This is a genomic window from Burkholderia sp. AU6039 (assembly GCF_002223365.1).
GTDB lineage: Bacteria > Pseudomonadota > Gammaproteobacteria > Burkholderiales > Burkholderiaceae > Burkholderia.
The window spans coordinates 606,304-623,254 of sequence record NZ_NKFK01000007.1 but is presented as its reverse complement, the minus strand read 5'-3'; the positions used below and the strand labels follow the sequence as shown (position 1 = coordinate 623,254).

15 protein-coding genes and 1 pseudogene are annotated in these 16,951 nt (G+C 68.4%); 11 read left to right on the top strand and 5 right to left on the bottom strand.

Annotation, left to right across the window (positions count from 1 at the left end):
• Positions 1-58: 58 nt before the first annotated feature.
• Positions 59-2,947: a sugar-binding domain-containing protein gene (locus tag CFB39_RS34790; protein ID WP_089476369.1), complete on the top strand. Its 2,889-nt coding sequence runs from the start codon at positions 59-61 to the stop codon at positions 2,945-2,947.
• A gap of 103 nt (positions 2,948-3,050) precedes the next feature.
• Here the strand turns inward: CFB39_RS34790 and CFB39_RS34785 are convergent, their stop codons facing one another.
• Entirely contained in the window at positions 3,051-3,827 is a 777-nt protein-coding gene (locus tag CFB39_RS34785; protein ID WP_089476368.1) for a class I SAM-dependent methyltransferase, read from the bottom strand.
• Positions 3,828-3,940: 113 nt separating this feature from the next.
• A complete protein-coding gene (locus tag CFB39_RS41035; RefSeq protein WP_006767081.1) occupies positions 3,941-4,075 on the bottom strand; it encodes a hypothetical protein in 135 nt (44 codons plus the stop codon).
• Between the two features lie 402 nt (positions 4,076-4,477).
• Here CFB39_RS41035 and CFB39_RS34775 point away from each other — a divergent pair, with 402 nt between their 5' ends.
• From CFB39_RS34775 to ampC, 4 genes and pseudogenes are all read left to right on the top strand, one after another.
• On the top strand, positions 4,478-4,936 hold the full coding sequence (locus CFB39_RS34775) for a hypothetical protein (protein ID WP_089476367.1): 459 nt from the start codon (positions 4,478-4,480) through the stop codon (positions 4,934-4,936).
• Between the two features lie 70 nt (positions 4,937-5,006).
• The gene (locus CFB39_RS34770) at positions 5,007-5,819 is read left to right on the top strand and encodes an alpha/beta fold hydrolase (protein ID WP_089476366.1); all 813 of its coding nucleotides are present in this window, start codon (positions 5,007-5,009) and stop codon (positions 5,817-5,819) included.
• 52 nt (positions 5,820-5,871) lie between these two features.
• Positions 5,872-6,072: pseudogene (locus CFB39_RS41030) on the top strand (RNA-guided endonuclease TnpB family protein); the annotation flags it as partial.
• Positions 6,073-6,249: 177 nt separating this feature from the next.
• Complete coding sequence (ampC, locus tag CFB39_RS34760) at positions 6,250-7,419, top strand: class C beta-lactamase (RefSeq protein ID WP_089476541.1); 1,170 nt, start codon at positions 6,250-6,252, stop codon at positions 7,417-7,419.
• 27 nt (positions 7,420-7,446) lie between these two features.
• On the opposite strand, the gene CFB39_RS34755 is transcribed toward ampC, so the two are convergent.
• Positions 7,447-7,818, bottom strand: a complete 372-nt coding sequence (locus CFB39_RS34755) for a cupin domain-containing protein (RefSeq protein ID WP_244115299.1) — start codon at positions 7,816-7,818, stop codon at positions 7,447-7,449.
• 199 nt (positions 7,819-8,017) lie between these two features.
• Here CFB39_RS34755 and CFB39_RS34750 point away from each other — a divergent pair, with 199 nt between their 5' ends.
• Positions 8,018-8,680 carry an ankyrin repeat domain-containing protein gene (locus CFB39_RS34750; RefSeq protein ID WP_089476365.1) on the top strand — a complete coding sequence of 221 codons (663 nt, stop codon included), beginning with the start codon at positions 8,018-8,020 and terminating at the stop codon, positions 8,678-8,680.
• A gap of 25 nt (positions 8,681-8,705) precedes the next feature.
• Here CFB39_RS34750 and shc read toward each other — a convergent pair whose 3' ends face one another.
• On the bottom strand, positions 8,706-10,760 hold the full coding sequence (shc, locus tag CFB39_RS34745; protein ID WP_089476364.1) for a squalene--hopene cyclase: 2,055 nt from the start codon (positions 10,758-10,760) through the stop codon (positions 8,706-8,708).
• A 52-nt stretch (positions 10,761-10,812) separates the two neighbouring features.
• Here shc and CFB39_RS34740 point away from each other — a divergent pair, with 52 nt between their 5' ends.
• Positions 10,813-11,514, top strand: a complete 702-nt coding sequence (locus CFB39_RS34740; protein WP_089476363.1) for a TetR/AcrR family transcriptional regulator — start codon at positions 10,813-10,815, stop codon at positions 11,512-11,514.
• Between the two features lie 84 nt (positions 11,515-11,598).
• Here the strand turns inward: CFB39_RS34740 and CFB39_RS34735 are convergent, their stop codons facing one another.
• Positions 11,599-12,399, bottom strand: a complete 801-nt coding sequence (locus tag CFB39_RS34735; RefSeq protein WP_089476362.1) for a thioesterase II family protein — start codon at positions 12,397-12,399, stop codon at positions 11,599-11,601.
• Positions 12,400-12,729: 330 nt separating this feature from the next.
• Between CFB39_RS34735 and CFB39_RS34730 the strand changes: the two genes are divergently transcribed.
• The 4 genes from CFB39_RS34730 to CFB39_RS34715 all read left to right on the top strand — a co-directional run bounded on the left by CFB39_RS34730 (position 12,730) and on the right by CFB39_RS34715 (position 16,894).
• Positions 12,730-12,939 (top strand): MbtH family NRPS accessory protein, encoded by a 210-nt coding sequence (locus CFB39_RS34730; protein ID WP_089476361.1) that lies wholly within the window; start codon positions 12,730-12,732, stop codon positions 12,937-12,939.
• 128 nt (positions 12,940-13,067) lie between these two features.
• Complete coding sequence (locus tag CFB39_RS34725) at positions 13,068-14,495, top strand: MBL fold metallo-hydrolase (protein ID WP_089476360.1); 1,428 nt, start codon at positions 13,068-13,070, stop codon at positions 14,493-14,495.
• Positions 14,496-14,523: 28 nt separating this feature from the next.
• Positions 14,524-15,414: a cupin-like domain-containing protein gene (locus CFB39_RS34720; protein ID WP_089476359.1), complete on the top strand. Its 891-nt coding sequence runs from the start codon at positions 14,524-14,526 to the stop codon at positions 15,412-15,414.
• A 70-nt stretch (positions 15,415-15,484) separates the two neighbouring features.
• The gene (locus CFB39_RS34715) at positions 15,485-16,894 is read left to right on the top strand and encodes a hypothetical protein (RefSeq protein ID WP_089476358.1); all 1,410 of its coding nucleotides are present in this window, start codon (positions 15,485-15,487) and stop codon (positions 16,892-16,894) included.
• The last annotated feature ends 57 nt before the right edge of the window (positions 16,895-16,951 follow it).

The following is a 16,951-nucleotide window of genomic DNA, read 5'->3' as shown; positions in this document are numbered from 1 at the left end:
ACGCGCAGGGGCCACCCTGCGCGCCCGTCGAGACGACGCCATCCGGGAGAACGACACCATGCAATCGACATCGCGCCGGAAATTCCTGTCTTACAGCGCAGCACTCGCCGGTACGAGCTGGCTCGCCGGCTGCAACGGCGATATCGATCCGGCATCGGGCACCGCCGGCACGCCGGGCGCCGACGGTCCCGCGACGGTCACACCGACCGTGCCGGGCGTGCCGAACGACCCGGCGCGCAGCCTGCTGGCCACGCAGGAACTTGCCACGAACTGGACGTTCGCATCGGCGAGCAGCCTGCCGGGCGCCGGCGGGGCGCAACTGTCGGGCGCCGCTGGCGTGGCGGGCATGGCGCCGGCAACGGTGCCCGGCACCGTGCTGAACAGCATGATCGTCAACGGCAAGTATCCCGATCCGTTCTACGGCCGCATCGTCACCGACACCATTCCCGATACGCTGAAAGACACCGACTACTGGTACCGGACGACCTTCGCGGCGCCGGCGCGGCAGCCGGGGCAGCGGCTGTGGCTGCGTTTCGGCGGCGTCAACTACTGCGCCGAGGTCTGGCTGAACGGCGCGCTCGTCGGCCGGCTGGAAGGCGCGTTCAAGCAGGGCGCGTTCGACGTCTCGCGGCTCGTGCCGCAGGCGGGTGGCGCGGCCAATCTCGCGGTGCGCGTGGTCAAGCTGGATTTCTCCGAAGGGCCGCTGCTGCCGAGCTACCAGAGCGGCGTCACGCGTGGCGGGCGCAACGGCGGCCCGACCGGCGTCACGCTGAAGAACGGGCCGACGTTCTTCTGCTCGGCGGGCTGGGACTGGCTGCCGACGATCCCCGATCGCGAGCTCGGCATCTGGCAGCCGGTGACCTGGTTCACGACCGGCGCGGTGCGCATCGCGGCGATCCACGTCGCGCACACGCTGTCCGCCGACCTGTCGCGCGCCGAGCTGCGGCTCGATCTCGAACTGGACAATGGCTCGGGCGCCGATCTCGTCGCGACGCTCGTCGGCACGATCGGCAACGGCGCGCCGTTCAGCCACGACATCGCGATTCCCGCGTCGGGCACGACGACGAAGGTGTCGCTCACGTCGTCGGAGATCGCGGCGTTGTCGATCAAGCAACCGCGCCTGTGGTGGCCGAACGGGTACGGCGATCCGACTCTTCATGCGGTGACGGTCGGCGTCAAGGTCGGGCGCCTGCTGTCGGACGAGCGCACGCTGAACATCGGCCTGCGTCGCATCGACCATGCGCGCGACATCGGCATGGGCAAGCAGTTGAGCATCACGGTCAACGGCCTGCCGATCCTTGTAATGGGCGGCAACTGGGGGCTCGACGAAGCGCTGAAGCGCATTCCGCGCGCGCGGTTGTTCCACCAGGTGCGGCTCCATCGCGACGCGAACCTCAACCTGATCCGCAACTGGAACGGGCAGAGCACGAGCGACGATTTCTTCGACGCATGCGACCGCTACGGGATCCTCGTCTGGCAGGATTTCTTCTTCTCGACCGAAGGAGACGGGTCGGGCCCGGCCAACGTGCCGCGCGATCTCGACGACATCCGCGACGTGATCGCACGCCACCGTCATCGACCGTCGATCCTGCTCTGGTGCGGCGGCAACGAAGGTGCGCCGCCGCCGGCACTCGTCAAGGGGCTCGACGCGCTCGTCGCCGAGCTGGACCCGCAGCGCCTGTGCCTCACGAGTTCGGCCGGCGATACGGGCGCCGGCGCGGTGAACGGCTATTCGTCAGGCGGCCCGTACAACTGGGCGTCGCCGCAGGCCGCGTTCAGCCGCGGCTACGGCACGACGTCGGTCGCGTTTCACAACGAAGTCGGTTCGCACTCGATCCCGACGCTCGAATGCGTCGAAGCGATGCTGCCGCCCGCCTCGTACGAATGCCCCGACGACTTCTGGGCCGATCGCGACATGAACGGCAACGGCGCGTACTACCCGGCGGTCGGCAAGCAGGGCGGCGCCGGCTACATCGCGATGACGGCGCTGCGCTACGGCGCGATCCGGAATCTCGCGGATTTCGTGCGCAAGGCGCAGATGATGAACTACGAATGCATCCGCTCGATCTACGAGGCGAACGCGGCCGTGATGATCGGCCCGGTGGCCGGGAAGATCACGTCGCCGGCCACCGGCGTGATCATGTGGATGACGAACCCCGCGCAGCCGAGCTTCGTGTGGCAGATGTACAGCCACGATCTCGAGGCGCACGCGTCGTTCTTCGCAGTGCGGCACGGGTGCCGTCGCGTCAATGCGATTCTCGATGCGAGCACGGCCGACGTGACGATCGCGAATCACACGGCGGCGGCCGTCACCGGCCGCGTCGAGATGCGCGTGTACAACCTGGATGGCACGCTGAGCAGCCGGACGAGCGCGGATGTCGGCGGCGTCGCGAAGGCGTCGTACCGCGTGGTGGCGAACCTCGCGTCGGCGCTGGCCGCCGCGAAGTCGGACGTGTGCATCGTCGCGCTCGCGCTGACCGATGCGGGCGGCAATGCGCTGGCCGAGAACGTCTACTGGCGGCAGCGCGACGGGGGCGACGACGCATACACGTCGCTCGATACGATGCCGGGTGCGGCCGTGTCCGTCCACGCATCGTCGGCCGAGGCCGACGACGTGACGACGCGCATCACGGTCGACGTCGCGAACCTCGGCGCCGCCGTCGCGCTGATGACGCACCTGCAGGTGTTCGATCCGTCGACCGGCGCGCGTGTGCTGCCGGCGTTCTACAGCGACAACTACCTGAACCTGATACCCGGCGGGAAGCGGCAGATCACGATCGACCTGCCGCATGCGGAGGGCGCGCCGGTGTCGCGCGTCGCGCTGCGCGTCGACGGGTGGCGGCTCGATCGCCCGAACTGCCGGCTGGGGCTCGGCGGCGTGCCGGTCGTGTTCAACGAGCGCGCGCTGGCGGTCGCGCCGGCGGTGCCGACGTTCGCGGCCTGCTGACGCAGGTGCGTGCTGCATGAGGGCGCGCCAAGCGGGAGCGGGCCGGTGACGCGCCGCGTGAATGCGCGCGGTGTTCGTTGCCTGCCGGATAGCCGCCGGGCCGCTACTGCTTGAGGAATTTGTCGAGCCAGCGCGGTGTCGCCGCGCGATCGAAGACGACGTGCAGCGACGAACCGAATGCGCCATATTCGAGCCCGTGGCGTTGGGCAAGCAGCGTCAGGGACTGGGCGGTGTGAAACGAGATGTGCCCGTTGCGCGGCACGCAGTACCACCACTGATCGATGCCTTGATCGAGGATGTCCCGGGTGATCAGCGACGTCTGGAACAGCAGCGCGCCGTCGGGCTTCCGGTGGCGCATGATCTGGTCGAAGAGGTCGACCGGCGCCTGATGATGCTCGAACACCTCGAATGACAGGATCGTATCGAAGCTGCCTTCGGGCGGAACCGGGTGCGAGAACGGATCGTACGACGTCACGTCCGCGAAGCCGCGCGATGCCAGCTTCCGTTCCAGCAAGCCCAGCCCCGAGCCGAAATCGAGCACCCGGCCTTCCCGCATTTCCGGAAAGCTGGTGCAGATCAGGTCGGCATGCTGTTGCGGACGGATCTCGAGATACTCGGGGTCGTGGCGCGGGTAGTCGGCGTTATAGACATGCTGCGCGAAATCGTCGTGGGTCCAGCTGTCGAACATCGGGGCCCACGTGAAGCCGCATTGCTCGCATGCATGGTAGTAGACCGGCACCCCCGCATACGGGTCGACCTTTTTCCCGGCAATGAAGTCGGCGCCGCAGCGCGAAAAATCGACCAGGCCGCAGATGGGCGCGTGGGCAGCACACACTTTGCAGGCAAGGGCCGCCGGGTGGCGATTCAGGTCGTGATTCAATTCCCGTTCTCCTGTTCTCGCCAGCGGCGCGTGCATCTGACGGATGGTGCGGGAGAGGCTATCACAATCGCATCGGCCATCGCGGCCGTGCGCGGTGGCGTCGCCAGGCGTGCCTACGGGCGCAGCAAATCGAACCCGCCGAATACGACGACACCACTCAATACGATCATCGCGACGGAGTGCTGGCCGAAGTAGAGAATCGCGGCGGCAAGCCACGTCGTGATGCAGAAGGCGCCGATGCGGGCCATCGTGGGTTCCTCGAATACGTGATGAAGTGCGTGCGTGCCGCATGGCGCTCGCCGCTCGACAGGGCGAGCGGGGCACACCGGCGCACGAAAAAGGCGACCCGCGCAGCCGCGACCGCGGCGCCGGCACGTGCCGCGTGCCGCGCCCGGAAGGGCGGGAGTCGAAGCCGGCGGCGTTGCGCGGTCATGCCCGGAGGCGATCGGCGCGCGAATCCCGCTGGCGAAGCCGCGATTTTACCAGCGCCGCCGGGCCGTCAATCTGGCCCTTTCGCGGCTAACCCGGTCGATCTTCGGCTAAATCAGTCCGTCCCCGATACTCAAGTTTCGTGTGACGAATGCCGTAAACATTCTGGAAGGCAGTTTTATCCCAGTCACGATTCGCTTACCGACATACGGACCGACACGATGCAGATCGATTTCTCCACGACCACACGCTCGCCGCTGGCGGACGGCAACCTGAACGCGAACGCTTCGTCCGGCGCTGCGGCGACGTCATCCACCGATGGCGCGACGCGTACCTCGGGTGCTGCGAGTACGACCGCCACCTCCGGCACGAAGGCGTCGACCGGCGCCACCGGCGAAACGCTCGGCGCATCGGGCGCGTCGTCGGACGACCCGGCGGTCAGCCAGTTGAAGGCGCTGATCGAGCGGCTGCAGAAGCAGCTCGCGGCACTGGAGCAGCAGATCGCGAGCGCGAGCCAGCGCGCGAAGGACGACCCGGCCGCGGCGATCGAACAGCAGTCGCTGAGCGCGCAAGCCAGCGCGATCTCGGGGGCGCTTTCGACCGCGATCTCGCAACTCGCGGCGGCGATCCAGAAATCGGGCGGCTCGCAGGCGGGCGGGCTGGTGTCGACGCAGGCCTGACCGGTCGCGGCCGTGTCGGCCGCACGCATTACAATCGCGAGCACGTCTCCCTCGACAGGACGGCTGAACGATGAATGCGGAATTCAACGACGACGACCTCGCCCGCTTCGAGTCGCAAGGCGGCACGCCGCTGCCGGCGGCCGATGAGCAAGGATGGCTGGAACACGACGGCGCGCGCATCTGGCACGCGTCGTTCGGCCATGGCCCGCCGGTCGTGCTGCTGCACGGCGGCCTCGGCCACAGCGGCAACTGGGGCAACCAGGTGCCGGCGCTGCTCGCGGCCGGCTACCGCGCGATCGTGATCGACAGCCGCGGCCACGGCCGCAGCACGCGCGACGACGAACCCTATTCCTACGAACGCATGGCGTCGGACGTGCTGGCGGTCCTCGACGCGCTGCACGTCGACCGTGCACGCTTCGTCGGCTGGAGCGACGGCGCGTGCATCGCGCTTGTGCTGGCCGATCGCGCGCCGGAACGGGCGGCCGGCGTGTTCTTCTTCGCGTGCAACATGGACCCGAGCGGCACGAAGGAGATCGTGCCGAGCCCGCTGCTCGACCGCTGCTTCGCGCGGCACCGCAAGGACTACGCGGCACTGTCCGCGACGCCGGACCAGTTCGACGCCTTCGTCGCGGCGGTCAGCGAAATGATGCGCACGCAACCGGATTACCGCGCGCAGGATCTCGCGGCGATCGCCGTGCCGGTGACGATCGTGCTGGGCGAGCACGACGAATTCATCCGGCCCGAGCATGCGGCGTACCTGGCGCGCACGATTCCGGGCGCTACGCTGACGACCCTGCCCGGCGTGAGCCATTTCGCGCCGCTGCAGCGGCCCGAGCGCTTCAACGCGGCGATGCTGGCGTTTCTCGGGCGACTGCCGGGGTGATGGTCGCGCGGCCCGCCGGCGGCCGCGTTATCCATCGCTGTGCCGATTTCATCCGTTCGACGAAAGCGGTTCTACCCGGCCCTGTTCGGCGTACGGGTCGAAAGACGGCACGACGCGGCCGAAAAGGTTCGCCGGGCTGCGAACAAGAGCGTGGGCCTGAAGTGAATGCGGTGTCTCGCATGATCGAGATACCAACGCCGCGTCGGACATGCTCCGATGCGGACGTGCATCGCCAGGCATGGGAATCCCCTGCCGTTCGGAAGGGGACAGCGCCAAAAGATTTTCTTTCGTCTCGCGCAACATATCGTCGATTGTTGGCGGCGGATCGACAGGGGATAGTCCTGCTTCGGCCGGCCGGCCACTGCGATTTCCGCATGGCGTGGCCGGACCGTTGTCAACGCAACCATCAGAACTCGAAGGAACCGCCACCATGCGATTCAACGCGACACGCTTCGCCGCGACCCTGCTCGTCGCCGCGTGCGCCACCGCCACGGCCGGCCGCGCGGCCGCCGTCACCCAGGACGCGCTCCACGACACCGTCACCCGCCACATCGCGCCGCTGATGAAGCAGTACGCGATTCCCGGCATGGCGATCGGCGTCATCGCCGATGGCAAGCCCTACGTGTTCGACTACGGCGTGATGTCGACGCAATCGGGCAAGCCCGTCACCGGCGATACGCTGTTCGAAATCGGCTCCGTCAGCAAGACGCTGACCGCGACCCTCGCGGCCGATGCGCAGGAGGGCGGCGAACTGTCGCTGGCCGACCCGGTGGGCAAGTACCTGCCCGCGCTGCAGGGCAAGCCGTTCGGTGTCGTGACGCTGCGCGATCTCGGCACGCACACGTCCGGCGGCATGCCCGTGCAGGTGCCGGACAGCATCCGCGACGACGCGGGCCTGATCCGCTATCTCGGCGCGTGGCGGCCCGCGCACGCGCCGGGTACGTACCGTACGTATTCGAACGTGTCGGTCGGCATGCTCGGGTGGCTCACCGCGAAGGCGATGCACAAGGATTTCGCGGTGCTGATGGAGCAGCGGCTCTTTCCCGCGCTCGGCATGACGCACACGTACATCAACGTGCCCGATGCGCGCCAGGCCGACTATGCGCAGGGCTATACGCAGGACGGCAAGCCGATCCGGATGACGGGCGGCATGCTGTGGCAGCCGGCCTACGGCGTGCGGACCACGGCGGCCGACCTGCTGCGCTTCGTGCAGGCGAACATGGGGCTGATCGAAACCGCGCCGCGCCTGCAGCGCGCGCTCGAACGTACGCACACCGGCTATTTCCGCTCGGGGCCGCTGACGCAGGACCTGATCTGGGAACAGTATCCGTATCCGGTCGCGCTGCCGACGCTGCTCGAAGGCAACTCGATGAAGATGCTGCGTGACGGGCTACCGGCCGCCGCGATCAAGCCGCCGCTCGCGCCGAGCGCGGACACGTGGATCAACAAGACGGGCTCGACCAACGGCTTCAGTACCTATGTCGCGTTCGTCCCGTCGAAGCGGATCGCGATCGTGATGCTCGCGAACCGCAGCTATCCGAACGAGGATCGCGTGAAGGCCGCGTACGGGATCCTCGGGGCGCTCGACGGCCGGCGGTAACGTTTCCGACGCCGGGGCCGGTGCGGCTCATGCCGTCGGCTGCGCTTCGTACGCGACGAAGATCTTCCGCGTGCGCTCGACGACTTCCCACGTGCCGCGAAAGCCGGGCGGAATGACGAAGCGATGGCCGGCGCGCAGGGTTTTCGCGTTGCCTTCCTCGTCGGTGATCACCGACGTGCCTGCCAGGATCTCGCAGTATTCCGCTTCGGTATACGCGACCCGCCAGCAGCCCGGCGTGCTTTCCCAGATGCCGGTCGAGAAGCGGCCGCACGGGCTCGTGAAGCCGGGCGTGAGCGTCTGCAGCGGGTCGCCCGCCAGCAGCTTCTCGGGCGCGACGCGGTATTGCACGGGTTCGCCGTTCGGGGTGAGGGCATCGGTGATGGCGGTAATGTCGAGCACGGCTGGCCTCCTGAGTCGTTGTGCTGAGTCGTTGTGAAATGAACGCGCCGACGGCGCGTTCGCATGATTCCATACTTGCGGGCGGGTTTGGCGGTTGCCGGCGCCGCGTCTCGTGTCGCGAACGCACGGCCGTGACGAACGCTTATGATGAGCGGACGACGCGCCGGCCGGATGCGCGAGAGGCGAAAGGAGAAAACGGTTGGGCATCACATGGGATGGAATCACGGGCGCCGAGGTGCTCGACGACGCGCAGGTCGCGAGCCGGCACGCGTTGGCCGATGCGGCGCGCAACGGCGACTGGGCGACGATGCTCGACTGCATTGCAAAAGAGTACAAGCTCGTCAACGCGACACGGCTTGGCGGGAAGTCGCTTTATACCCCGCTGCACCAGGCTGCCTATGGCGGCGCGCCGCAGGAGGTCGTCGTCGAACTGTTGCAGCTCGGCGCGTGGCGCATGCTGCGCGATGCAGACGGCGCGCGCCCGGTCGATATCGCCGCGCAGCGCGGGCATCGGCACCTGATCGATCTGCTGACGCCGCAGCCGCGACGCTTCGTGCCCGACGAAACGCTGCGCGGCATCCAGCGCCACTTCCACGCGATGATGCTCGGCCGCATCGCACACCTGCGCGTCGACGCGCTACGCCTGCCCGAACTCGAACCGCTGCTGGAACTCGACGCGCAGGCCGACAGCGTATGGTTCGGCGTGCCGGGCATGTATGGCGGCTTCGGCTATGCGCTGCACGCCGACGGCGCCGCGGCCGTGCTCGTGTCGAAGAGCTGGAGCCGCGTGGTCGGCGGCTCGGGCCAGCGGCACGAGATCACGGCGCACGGCTGCACGCTGGTCGAAGAGGGCTTCGTGTGACGGCCTTGCGCCGTCACGTTACCGCTCAGGCGAGAACCGTGGCCGCTGCCTTGACCGCCGTCGCACCGTGCGCGGCCGACGCCCGCGCGGCCGCCGCGCCCGCCAGCCGCCGATAGCGCGCGAGCGCCCACAGCGGGAAGTACGCGGTATAGCCGTGATACTTCAGGTAGAAGATGCGCGGAAAGCCCGGCGCATTGTGCGAGCGGTGCCACCAGAAGCCGTCTTCCTGCTGGACCGACAGCAGATACGCGATGCCGCGCTTCACCGAATCGGATTCGCAATCGCCGAATGCCATCTGCGCGAGCAGCGCCCACGCGGTGAAGTTCGACGTGCTCTCGCCGCCATTGGTGCCGCCCAGCTTCGGGTCGATGTAGCTGTCGTTCGTCTCGCCCCAGCCGCCGTCCGCGTGCTGCCGTGAGCGCAGCCATTCGATCGCGCGCGCGATATACGGCTGCGACTTGTCCTCGCCGGCGAGCGCGAGGCCGGCCAGCACGCTCCACGTCCCGTAGATGTAGTTCGTGCCCCAGCGGCCCCACCAGCTGCCGTCGGGCTGCTGCGTGCGCTTCACGTAGTCGATGCAGCGCGCGACCGACTCGCGTTCGTCCGCGCGTTTCGTCACGCCGAAGCACAGCAGCACGCGGCCCGACACGTCCTCGGTCGGCGGATCGAGCAGCGCGCCGTGGTCGGCGAACGGGATCGCGTTCAGGTACATGCGGTCGCAGTCGGCGTCGAATGCCGCGAAGCCGCCGTTGCGCGACTGCAGCCCGCGCATCCAGTCGAGCGCGCGCGCGACGCGCGGCGCATACGGGTTCGTGCCGTCCGCGTTGGCATGCGTGCGGCCGCGGCGATCGAGCATCGCGGTGACGACCGCCGTATCGTCGATGTCGGGGTAGTACGGGTTCGCGTACTGGAACGCCCATCCGCCCGGCTGGACCTCGGCCGGCGCGTTCTCGATCCAGTCGCCGCGCAGGTCGTTCACCTGGCGTTCGGCCAGCCAGTCGTACGCGCGTGCGATGCGTTCGTCGAGCGCGCGCCGTGCGTCGCCCGGCTCGCCGTCTTCCGCCACCGCCACGCCGCGCGCCTGCTCGAGCGCCATCGTGCTCCACGCGGTATCCCACACCGGCGACAGGCACGGCTGGCAATACATGCTGCCGTCCGGCCGCGTGACCAGCAGCTTCTCCAGCGCGTTGTCGCAATCGCGCCGCAGCGGATGGTCGTCCGGGTAGCCGAGCACCTGCATCATCTGGTTGGCATACACGATCGGCGGGAAAATGCCGCCGAGCCCGTCCTCGCCGTTCATGCGCTCCGCGCACCACGCCTCGGCATGGCGGATCGCGCGCTGCCGCAGGCCCTTCGGCATCAGCGGTTCGACGTGGCGCACCGTGCGGTCGAGCGCGAGGAACAGCCGGCGCATGCCGCGCGCGGGCGGGAAGTACCGGCGTTCCTCGTCCGGCGGCGTGACGAACAGCTCGCGGATCGAGACGTTGCGCGGATTGCGCGCGCGCGCCTTCAGCGAGCACAGCACCAGCAGCGGCACCATCGTCGTGCGCGCCCAGTACGCGACCTTGTACATCGAGATCGGCACCCACTTCGGGAACAGCACGAATTCGATCGGCATGAACGGCGTCGCGCGCCACGGCACCTGGCCGAACGTCGCGAGCAGGATGCGCGTGAACACGTTCGCGCGGGCCGCGCCGCCGAGCTTGAGGATCGCGTCGCGCGCGCGGACCATGTGCGGCGCATGTTCGCTGTCGCCGGCCGCCTTCAGCGCGAAGTACGCCTTCACGCTGCACGACACGTCCGGATCGCCGTCGACGTACAGCGCCCAGCCGCCATGCGTGTCGAGCCGCTGGTTCGCGCGCAGGTAGCGCGCCATCTTCTCCTGGCGGATGTCGTCGATCTTGTCCATGAAATGCATCATCAGGATGTATTCCGCGGTGATCGTCGCGTCGGATTCGAGTTCGAAACACCAGCTGCCGTCAGGCTGCTGGAGACGCACCAGGGCGTCGCGTCCACGGGCGATGGCGGTGTCGAGCGCGGACCAGGGGGAGGAGGTCGGTGTAGTCATGCGGCGGATCATACCATCCGGCCGGAATGTTTATATCGAGACGCCGGGTGCTACCATCCGCACCATGAAAAAACACCTCGAACCCGCGCCGCACGATGCGTCCGCGCCCGTCGAACCGGCTGGAACGGCCGGCGCGCGGGCGCCTGAAGCAGCCCCGGCGCCGGCTGTTCCCACCGCCGGCGTGCGTCGGAAAAAAGCGCCGGATCAGGTGCGTGCGCAGTTGCTGGCGGCTGCATCGGAAATCGCGACACATCACGGCGTGGCCGCGTTGACGCTCGATGCGGTGGCCGAGCGGGCCGGCGTGACGAAAGGCGCGCTGCAGTATCACTTCGCGAACAAGCAGGGGCTGCTGGATGCGCTGTTCGGCCAGGCGACCGAGCGGTTCGCCGCGCAGATGGCCGCGCGGGTGGCGGCGGATGCCGAAGGCGCCGGCGCGGTGGCGCGGGCCTACATGCACGCGGTGCTCGACGAGTCGCATTCGGTCGCGAGCACCGACGTGCTGCGCGTGCTGGTCGCGTCGATGATTACCGACCAGGACACGCGCGCGCGCTGGTCGGTGCCGATGCGGGAATGGACGCGGCCGGACCCCGTGCCGCTCGAGCAGGCCGCGACGCTGATGATCTGCCGGCTCGCCGCCGACGGGCTGTGGATTTCGAAACTGCTCGACAGCCTCGAGATCTCCGCCGAATTGCGCGCGGAGATCGGCCGGCAGCTCGACGCGATGAGCCGCGGCGTGTTTCCGAAGGGGCGCGACGGCGCCGCGTGATGCACGCGTCGCGGCGTATGGCCGACCGCGCGCCCGGGCGCCCGGGCGCCCGCGCGACGGCCGGCATCACCGCGCGCGTCGACGTCAGCGGCACGGGCCGGCAGACGCCTCGGCGGTGTCGCATCGCACCGCATCGGCCAATGCCTCGCCGATCGCGTGCTGAACGGCGGCCGGGTTTTCCAATAGATAGAAGTGCCCGCCGTCGAACGCGCGGAAGGTGACCGTGTGTCGTGATGCGCGCGACCAGTCACGCTGCCCGGCGGGGCTCAGCAACGTGTCGTCGCGGCCCGAGAAGACCGTGACGGGGCAGGGCAGCGCCGTTGCGGACGGCAGCGGGAAGCACGCCTCGATCACGCGGAAATCCGCCTTGGCCAGCTTCAGCAGCATCGCCCGCAGCGCGTCGTGCTCGGCCACTTCGCGCGGCGTGCCGCCGAGCGACACGACATAGTCGACGATGTCCGCGTCATTGCGCCGGTGCACCGGCGCGCCATCAAGCGGCGCGTGGCGATGCGGGTAGAACGGCGCATCCGTGCCGGACGCACCGAGCCAGACGGGCGGATGCCCCAGTTGCGCCATGTCGCGCGCGAAACAGTACGCGATCAGCGCCCCCATGCTGTGGCCGAACACCGAGTAGTCGCGCGGCAGCAGCGGCCGGAGGGCCCGCAGGAAGTCGATCAGTTCGGACAACGTATCGATCGCGCGCGTGCCCAGGCTTTTGCCGCGACCGGGCAGTTCGATCAGCCAGACCTCGATATCGTCCGGGAAGGACGCCGCCCACCGGTAGTAATTGGCCGCCGCGCCGCACGCGTGATGGAACACCAGCAGCCGGTGCCGAGCCGTCGGGCGCTCGCGCGGGATGGTGAGGGTACTGGGTAGCAAGGCCATGCGTCGGGACTCCGCTTTAAAAACGCACCATACAAAATATTCAAACAATTAAGCCGATTATCGATTTAATCGAAAGGACAGATTGTTTGTCATCAATTCACATATTTATAAACAATGGGCTGGATTATTGGCCGGCGCCGCTTATGATTTACTTTGTTTTTATTCAATAGAAATGTAATTGTTTTTGGATGGCTTATGGTAAAGTCTGCTCGCTTCGATTTCAAAGTGCTTGCATCGTTACCCGGCATGGCTGGGCGTGCTGTTTTTATAGAAATATCGAATCATGTTATGCGTGTGACACGCTTGATCGATTATTGAAACGAGAGAGACATGGAAGCCGAAATGCCGAACCACGACACCATTTTCAAGGTGGTCGTCAATCACGAGGAACAATACGCGATCTGGCCGGACGACAAGCTCGTGCCGGACGGCTGGCGGGCGGCGGGCCCGTCGGGAACCCGGGACGCCTGTCTCGAATGGATCAACGCCAACTGGACCGACATGCGGCCATTGAGCGTCCGGGTCGCGCTGTCGGCCTGACGGTCGACGCGTCGCGCCACGCACGGCGCAATAAAAGATAAAGGAACGATGCGGCCTCTCGCGGCCCGGTGACGGGGCGCGCGGGCGCATGCAGCGTTTCGCCGAGAGAATCCGAGGGTAAACACACCATGTCTGTCGATGATCGCCTGGGGGTCTTCCTCAATACAGGCATTCTGGCTTCGCGCGCGCATGACCTGGGCCGGCTGATCGAGCAGCAGGACGCGCTCATGCAGCAATTCATGGCAGCGAAATTCGAGCCGGCCGCCTGCGCCGCGCTGTTGCGCGACGCGATTGCGCGCTATCCGTTCCTGGAGGAGCTGTTCGATCCGGATTCGGTGGCGGCCGGCGGCTGCATCGCGAGCCGCGCGCTGCTCTACGATCTGCATCAGCAGCGCGACCGCTGGACGCTCGCGCTCGCGCCGCGGCACGGCGAGCCGATCGTGCTCGACACTGCCGCCGGCGACGTACCGCAACTCGCGAACGCGCTGCGCGACGCGCTGCAGCGCAATCATTGGCAGCCGCTGTCCGCGCTGTACGCGGATCCCCGCCTGCTCGGCTGCGAACGGCCCGCGGGCGACGCGGCGCTGGCATGGCCGGCGTTCGACGGCCCGGGCATCCAGCGGCTCGAACACGCGTCGCTGCTGATCGCCTCCGACACCACCCGCCTGTTGACCGACCCGATCAGCCTCGCGATCGGCGGCAATGTCGGCCTGCCCGATCTCGATCGCGCGCCGTCCAACCTGGGCCAGCGGATCGACGGCATGCTCGTCACGCATGGCCATCTCGACCACTGGCATGTCCCGACGATCCTGCGGCACGGTGGCGACGGATCGGTGCCCGTCATCGTGCCGCGCATCCCGGTCGCGTCGCTGCTGGCGCAGGACGACATGCAGCAGTCGCTGCGTGACGTCGGGCAGACGGTGCTCGCGCCCGGCTGGGGCGAGACGGTGCGGATCGGCGACATCGAGATCGACATCCTGCCGTTCTACGGCGAGCAGCCGACCATCGGCGCGGCCGTGCCGCCGCACGACGTGCGCAACTGGGGCAATTGCTACCGGGTCACGACGCCGCAGTTCTCGGTGATCCTGCTCGTCGACAGCGGCGAGGATGCGAAGGGTTCGGTGATGGACGTGATCGACCTGTCGGTCGCCCGTCGCGGCCGGCCCGACCTGGTCCTGAGCTGCTGCCGCGAACTGCGCAAGGCGCCGTTCTGGCAGGGCCTGTTCACGTTCTGGATGGTGCTGCCGATGACCGAGCTGCAACGCCTGCCGCGCATCGCGGAGGCGGGCGACGGCCCGTCCATCACGCTCGGCCCGGACGGCATCGGCGAGCTCTGCGCACGCGCCGGCGCGCGTGCGTTCGCGCCGTATGCGAACGGGTTCTGCGGCATCGCCACCGAGATCGGCGACATCGGCTGGATCAACGGCGAGCCGGCGGAAGCCGACACGCTCGACCAGATCGACGCGCGCATCGGCGCACTCGGCGGCGCCACCCGCGTGATTCGCTGGCTGCCCGGAGACGTGCTGCGTCACCACGGCGACTGGCAGGTGTCCTGATTTTCTTCCCGTCGACAGGAGCCCCACGATGACTGGCAGCAAGATTGTGCCGATGCCGCGGATTCGCTACGACGGCAGCCGCAGCATGCGCGACGTTCTGGCCGGACTGAAGCATCCGGCCGTGCTGGAAGGCTTCATCGAAGCCTGGCCCGCGCGCACGCGCTGGACGCCGGATTTCTTCGTCGAGCGCTACGGCGAGCACGAGATCACGGTGGAGACCTCGCAGCTGTCGCCGACGCCGACGCAGCCGGACCTGTACCTGGGCGCGCGCCGCTACGAGACCGCACGCCTCGGCGCAACGATCCGGGCGATGCAGGCGCAGGGCAGCGCCCGCACGGCGTACATCACCTACGCGGCGATCTATTCGACGGCGCCGGCGTTGAAGGACGACATCGCGCCGCTGCACGAGCAGCACGGCTTTCCCGGCTGGATGCCGCACTGGCTGCGGCGCAGGCTGGTGTTGCGGCCGGGCTTCTGGCTCGGCCCCGCCGGGATCTCGTCGCCGATGCATTTCGACCGGCACGAGAACCTGAACGTGCAGGTATACGGCCGCAAGCGCTGGGTGCTGTTCGCGCCCGGGCAGTCGGCCAACGTCTATTACCGGCAGCGCCGCGACCTGCCGGTGATCTTCAGCCCGGTGGACATGAGCGATCCGGACCCGGTGCGGTTTCCACGCGTGCAGTCGGCGCCGCGCCACGACTTCGTGCTGGAGGCGGGCGAGGTGCTGTACCTGCCGCCCGGCTGGTGGCACTACGTGGAATCGCTGAGCGATTCGATCAACGTGAATTACTGGTGGTGGTCGCCCCGCGCCGTGCGGACCTTCTGCCGGGTCGAGCTCGCGAGCCTGTGGCAGGCGCTCGCGCGCCGGTGGGGCCGCGCGGCGGGCACGGCCGGCAAGCCGATGTCGATGCCGCGCTGACGCGCCGGCGCCACGCCGTTCGTTCTATCGGGCCGCCGTGCCGGCGGCCGTGTCTCTTCAGGAAGCCATGATGCAGAACGAGTTTGATTTCACCGTCATCGACGCGCTGTACGCGACCGGCTATCACGGGCCGCGCGCGCTCGACAAACCGGAGTTCTACTGGCGCTCGATGCTGGGCTCGATGGTCGCGTATCGCGACAGCTTCTTTCGCCCGCTCGGCGAGGAGATCGCGCCGGCCGACGCGCGCGACGGCATCGAGATCGAAGCCGCGCGCTGCGAGTACGAGGGCAGCCGGTTTCATCACGCGCTGCCGATGAACATCTCGTCGCTGCGGCAGTTCGCGAACCACTGGCATCTGGTGCTGCCGACCATCTCGACGCTGCGCGACGGGTATTGCCGCCTGCGCGGCCACGACGGCGCGGTGTCGATGCTCGACCTGTGGTTCATCAGCAAGCTGTGCCAGCTGCTGCCCGCGTACCTGATCCGCCGGCGCGAGCAGCCGGCCGACCCGGATGCCATTCCCGTCGTGCCGTCGATCATCTACCGGATCTCGCTCGGCATGCACCGGATCGTGCATATCTCGCTGATCAAGCGGATGGCGTCGGGCGGCGATCCGGCCGCGCCGTGCCTCGCCAGCGACGCGTATTACCTGGTCGCCGAGGCGGCGGGCCTGCTCGTCGGCCGCAACTCGGTGTGCGCGGGGCCGCAGACGATGGTCGAGCAGGCCTATCGCGCGATGATCGAGCCGGCGCCGCTGGCGGGCGCCGAAGCGAGCGCGGCCGAGCCCGGCTTCTACCGCTACGCGGCGGCGTTCCTGAAGCTCGAAGCCGAAAAATACCTGTTCGCGGTGCGTGCGGCGCAGCAGTTGCGCGCGCTGATCGTCGCGCTCGACGCGGTGCCCGGGCAGGCGCGCACGCACGCGTTCCGCGACGCGCTGGCGCGCTTCGAGGACTGGTCCACCGAACACACGAGCCCGCTCGCGCACGAAATCGCCCGCGAGGATCTGACGATGCTGCTGCAGGGCGACGAGGCCGAGATCGCGCGTGCGCGGCAATGGCCGGCGGGGACGGTGCTGCGCCAGATGACGGCCGGGCTGAACCAGCTCGTCGCCGCGGCGGACCGGATGTGCGTGGCCACGCTCGGCGCGCACGGGCCGGCGCTGCTGGCGGAGATCGACGCGATGCGCGATGCGCCGCGCGACGCTGGCGCATGGTCGGCCGACGCGTTCGCGGCGCATGGGCTCGACGCGGCGGCGGCGCGGGCGACGGCGGACGCGCTCAATACGTACCTGCACGACGAGCGCGCCGCGCAGCGGATCTTCACGCGGCTCCAGCAGGAAGTGGATCGCACGCTCGGCATCGACGACGCCATCGCGCCGTACTCGGCCGACGACATCGCCGCCGTGTTCGGGCCGCGGCTGCGCCACTGCATCGCCGAACACTTCGCGGCACCGGACGTCGCGGACCACGCGGTCCGTTGACGCGCGGCGCGCCGGGCGCGACCCGCCGCGCCGTCCTCCATGTCCTTCACGTCCTTC

Excerpts from the sequence above, each read along its gene's own strand:
- CFB39_RS34730 (WP_089476361.1), top strand. The coding sequence starts at position 12,730 with ATGGAAGCCGAAATGCCGAACCACGACACCATTTTCAAGGTGGTCGTC.
- CFB39_RS41035 (WP_006767081.1), bottom strand. The coding sequence starts at position 4,075 with ATGGCCCGCATCGGCGCCTTCTGCATCACGACGTGGCTTGCCGCCGCG.
- CFB39_RS34715 (WP_089476358.1), top strand. The coding sequence starts at position 15,485 with ATGCAGAACGAGTTTGATTTCACCGTCATCGACGCGCTGTACGCGACC.
- CFB39_RS34720 (WP_089476359.1), top strand. The coding sequence starts at position 14,524 with ATGACTGGCAGCAAGATTGTGCCGATGCCGCGGATTCGCTACGACGGC.
- CFB39_RS34790 (WP_089476369.1), top strand. The coding sequence starts at position 59 with ATGCAATCGACATCGCGCCGGAAATTCCTGTCTTACAGCGCAGCACTC.
- CFB39_RS34775 (WP_089476367.1), top strand. The coding sequence starts at position 4,478 with ATGCAGATCGATTTCTCCACGACCACACGCTCGCCGCTGGCGGACGGC.
- CFB39_RS34770 (WP_089476366.1), top strand. The coding sequence starts at position 5,007 with ATGAATGCGGAATTCAACGACGACGACCTCGCCCGCTTCGAGTCGCAA.
- CFB39_RS34725 (WP_089476360.1), top strand. The coding sequence starts at position 13,068 with ATGTCTGTCGATGATCGCCTGGGGGTCTTCCTCAATACAGGCATTCTG.
- CFB39_RS34735 (WP_089476362.1), bottom strand. The coding sequence starts at position 12,399 with ATGGCCTTGCTACCCAGTACCCTCACCATCCCGCGCGAGCGCCCGACG.
- ampC (WP_089476541.1), top strand. The coding sequence starts at position 6,250 with ATGCGATTCAACGCGACACGCTTCGCCGCGACCCTGCTCGTCGCCGCG.
- shc (WP_089476364.1), bottom strand. The coding sequence starts at position 10,760 with ATGATCCGCCGCATGACTACACCGACCTCCTCCCCCTGGTCCGCGCTC.
- CFB39_RS34740 (WP_089476363.1), top strand. The coding sequence starts at position 10,813 with ATGAAAAAACACCTCGAACCCGCGCCGCACGATGCGTCCGCGCCCGTC.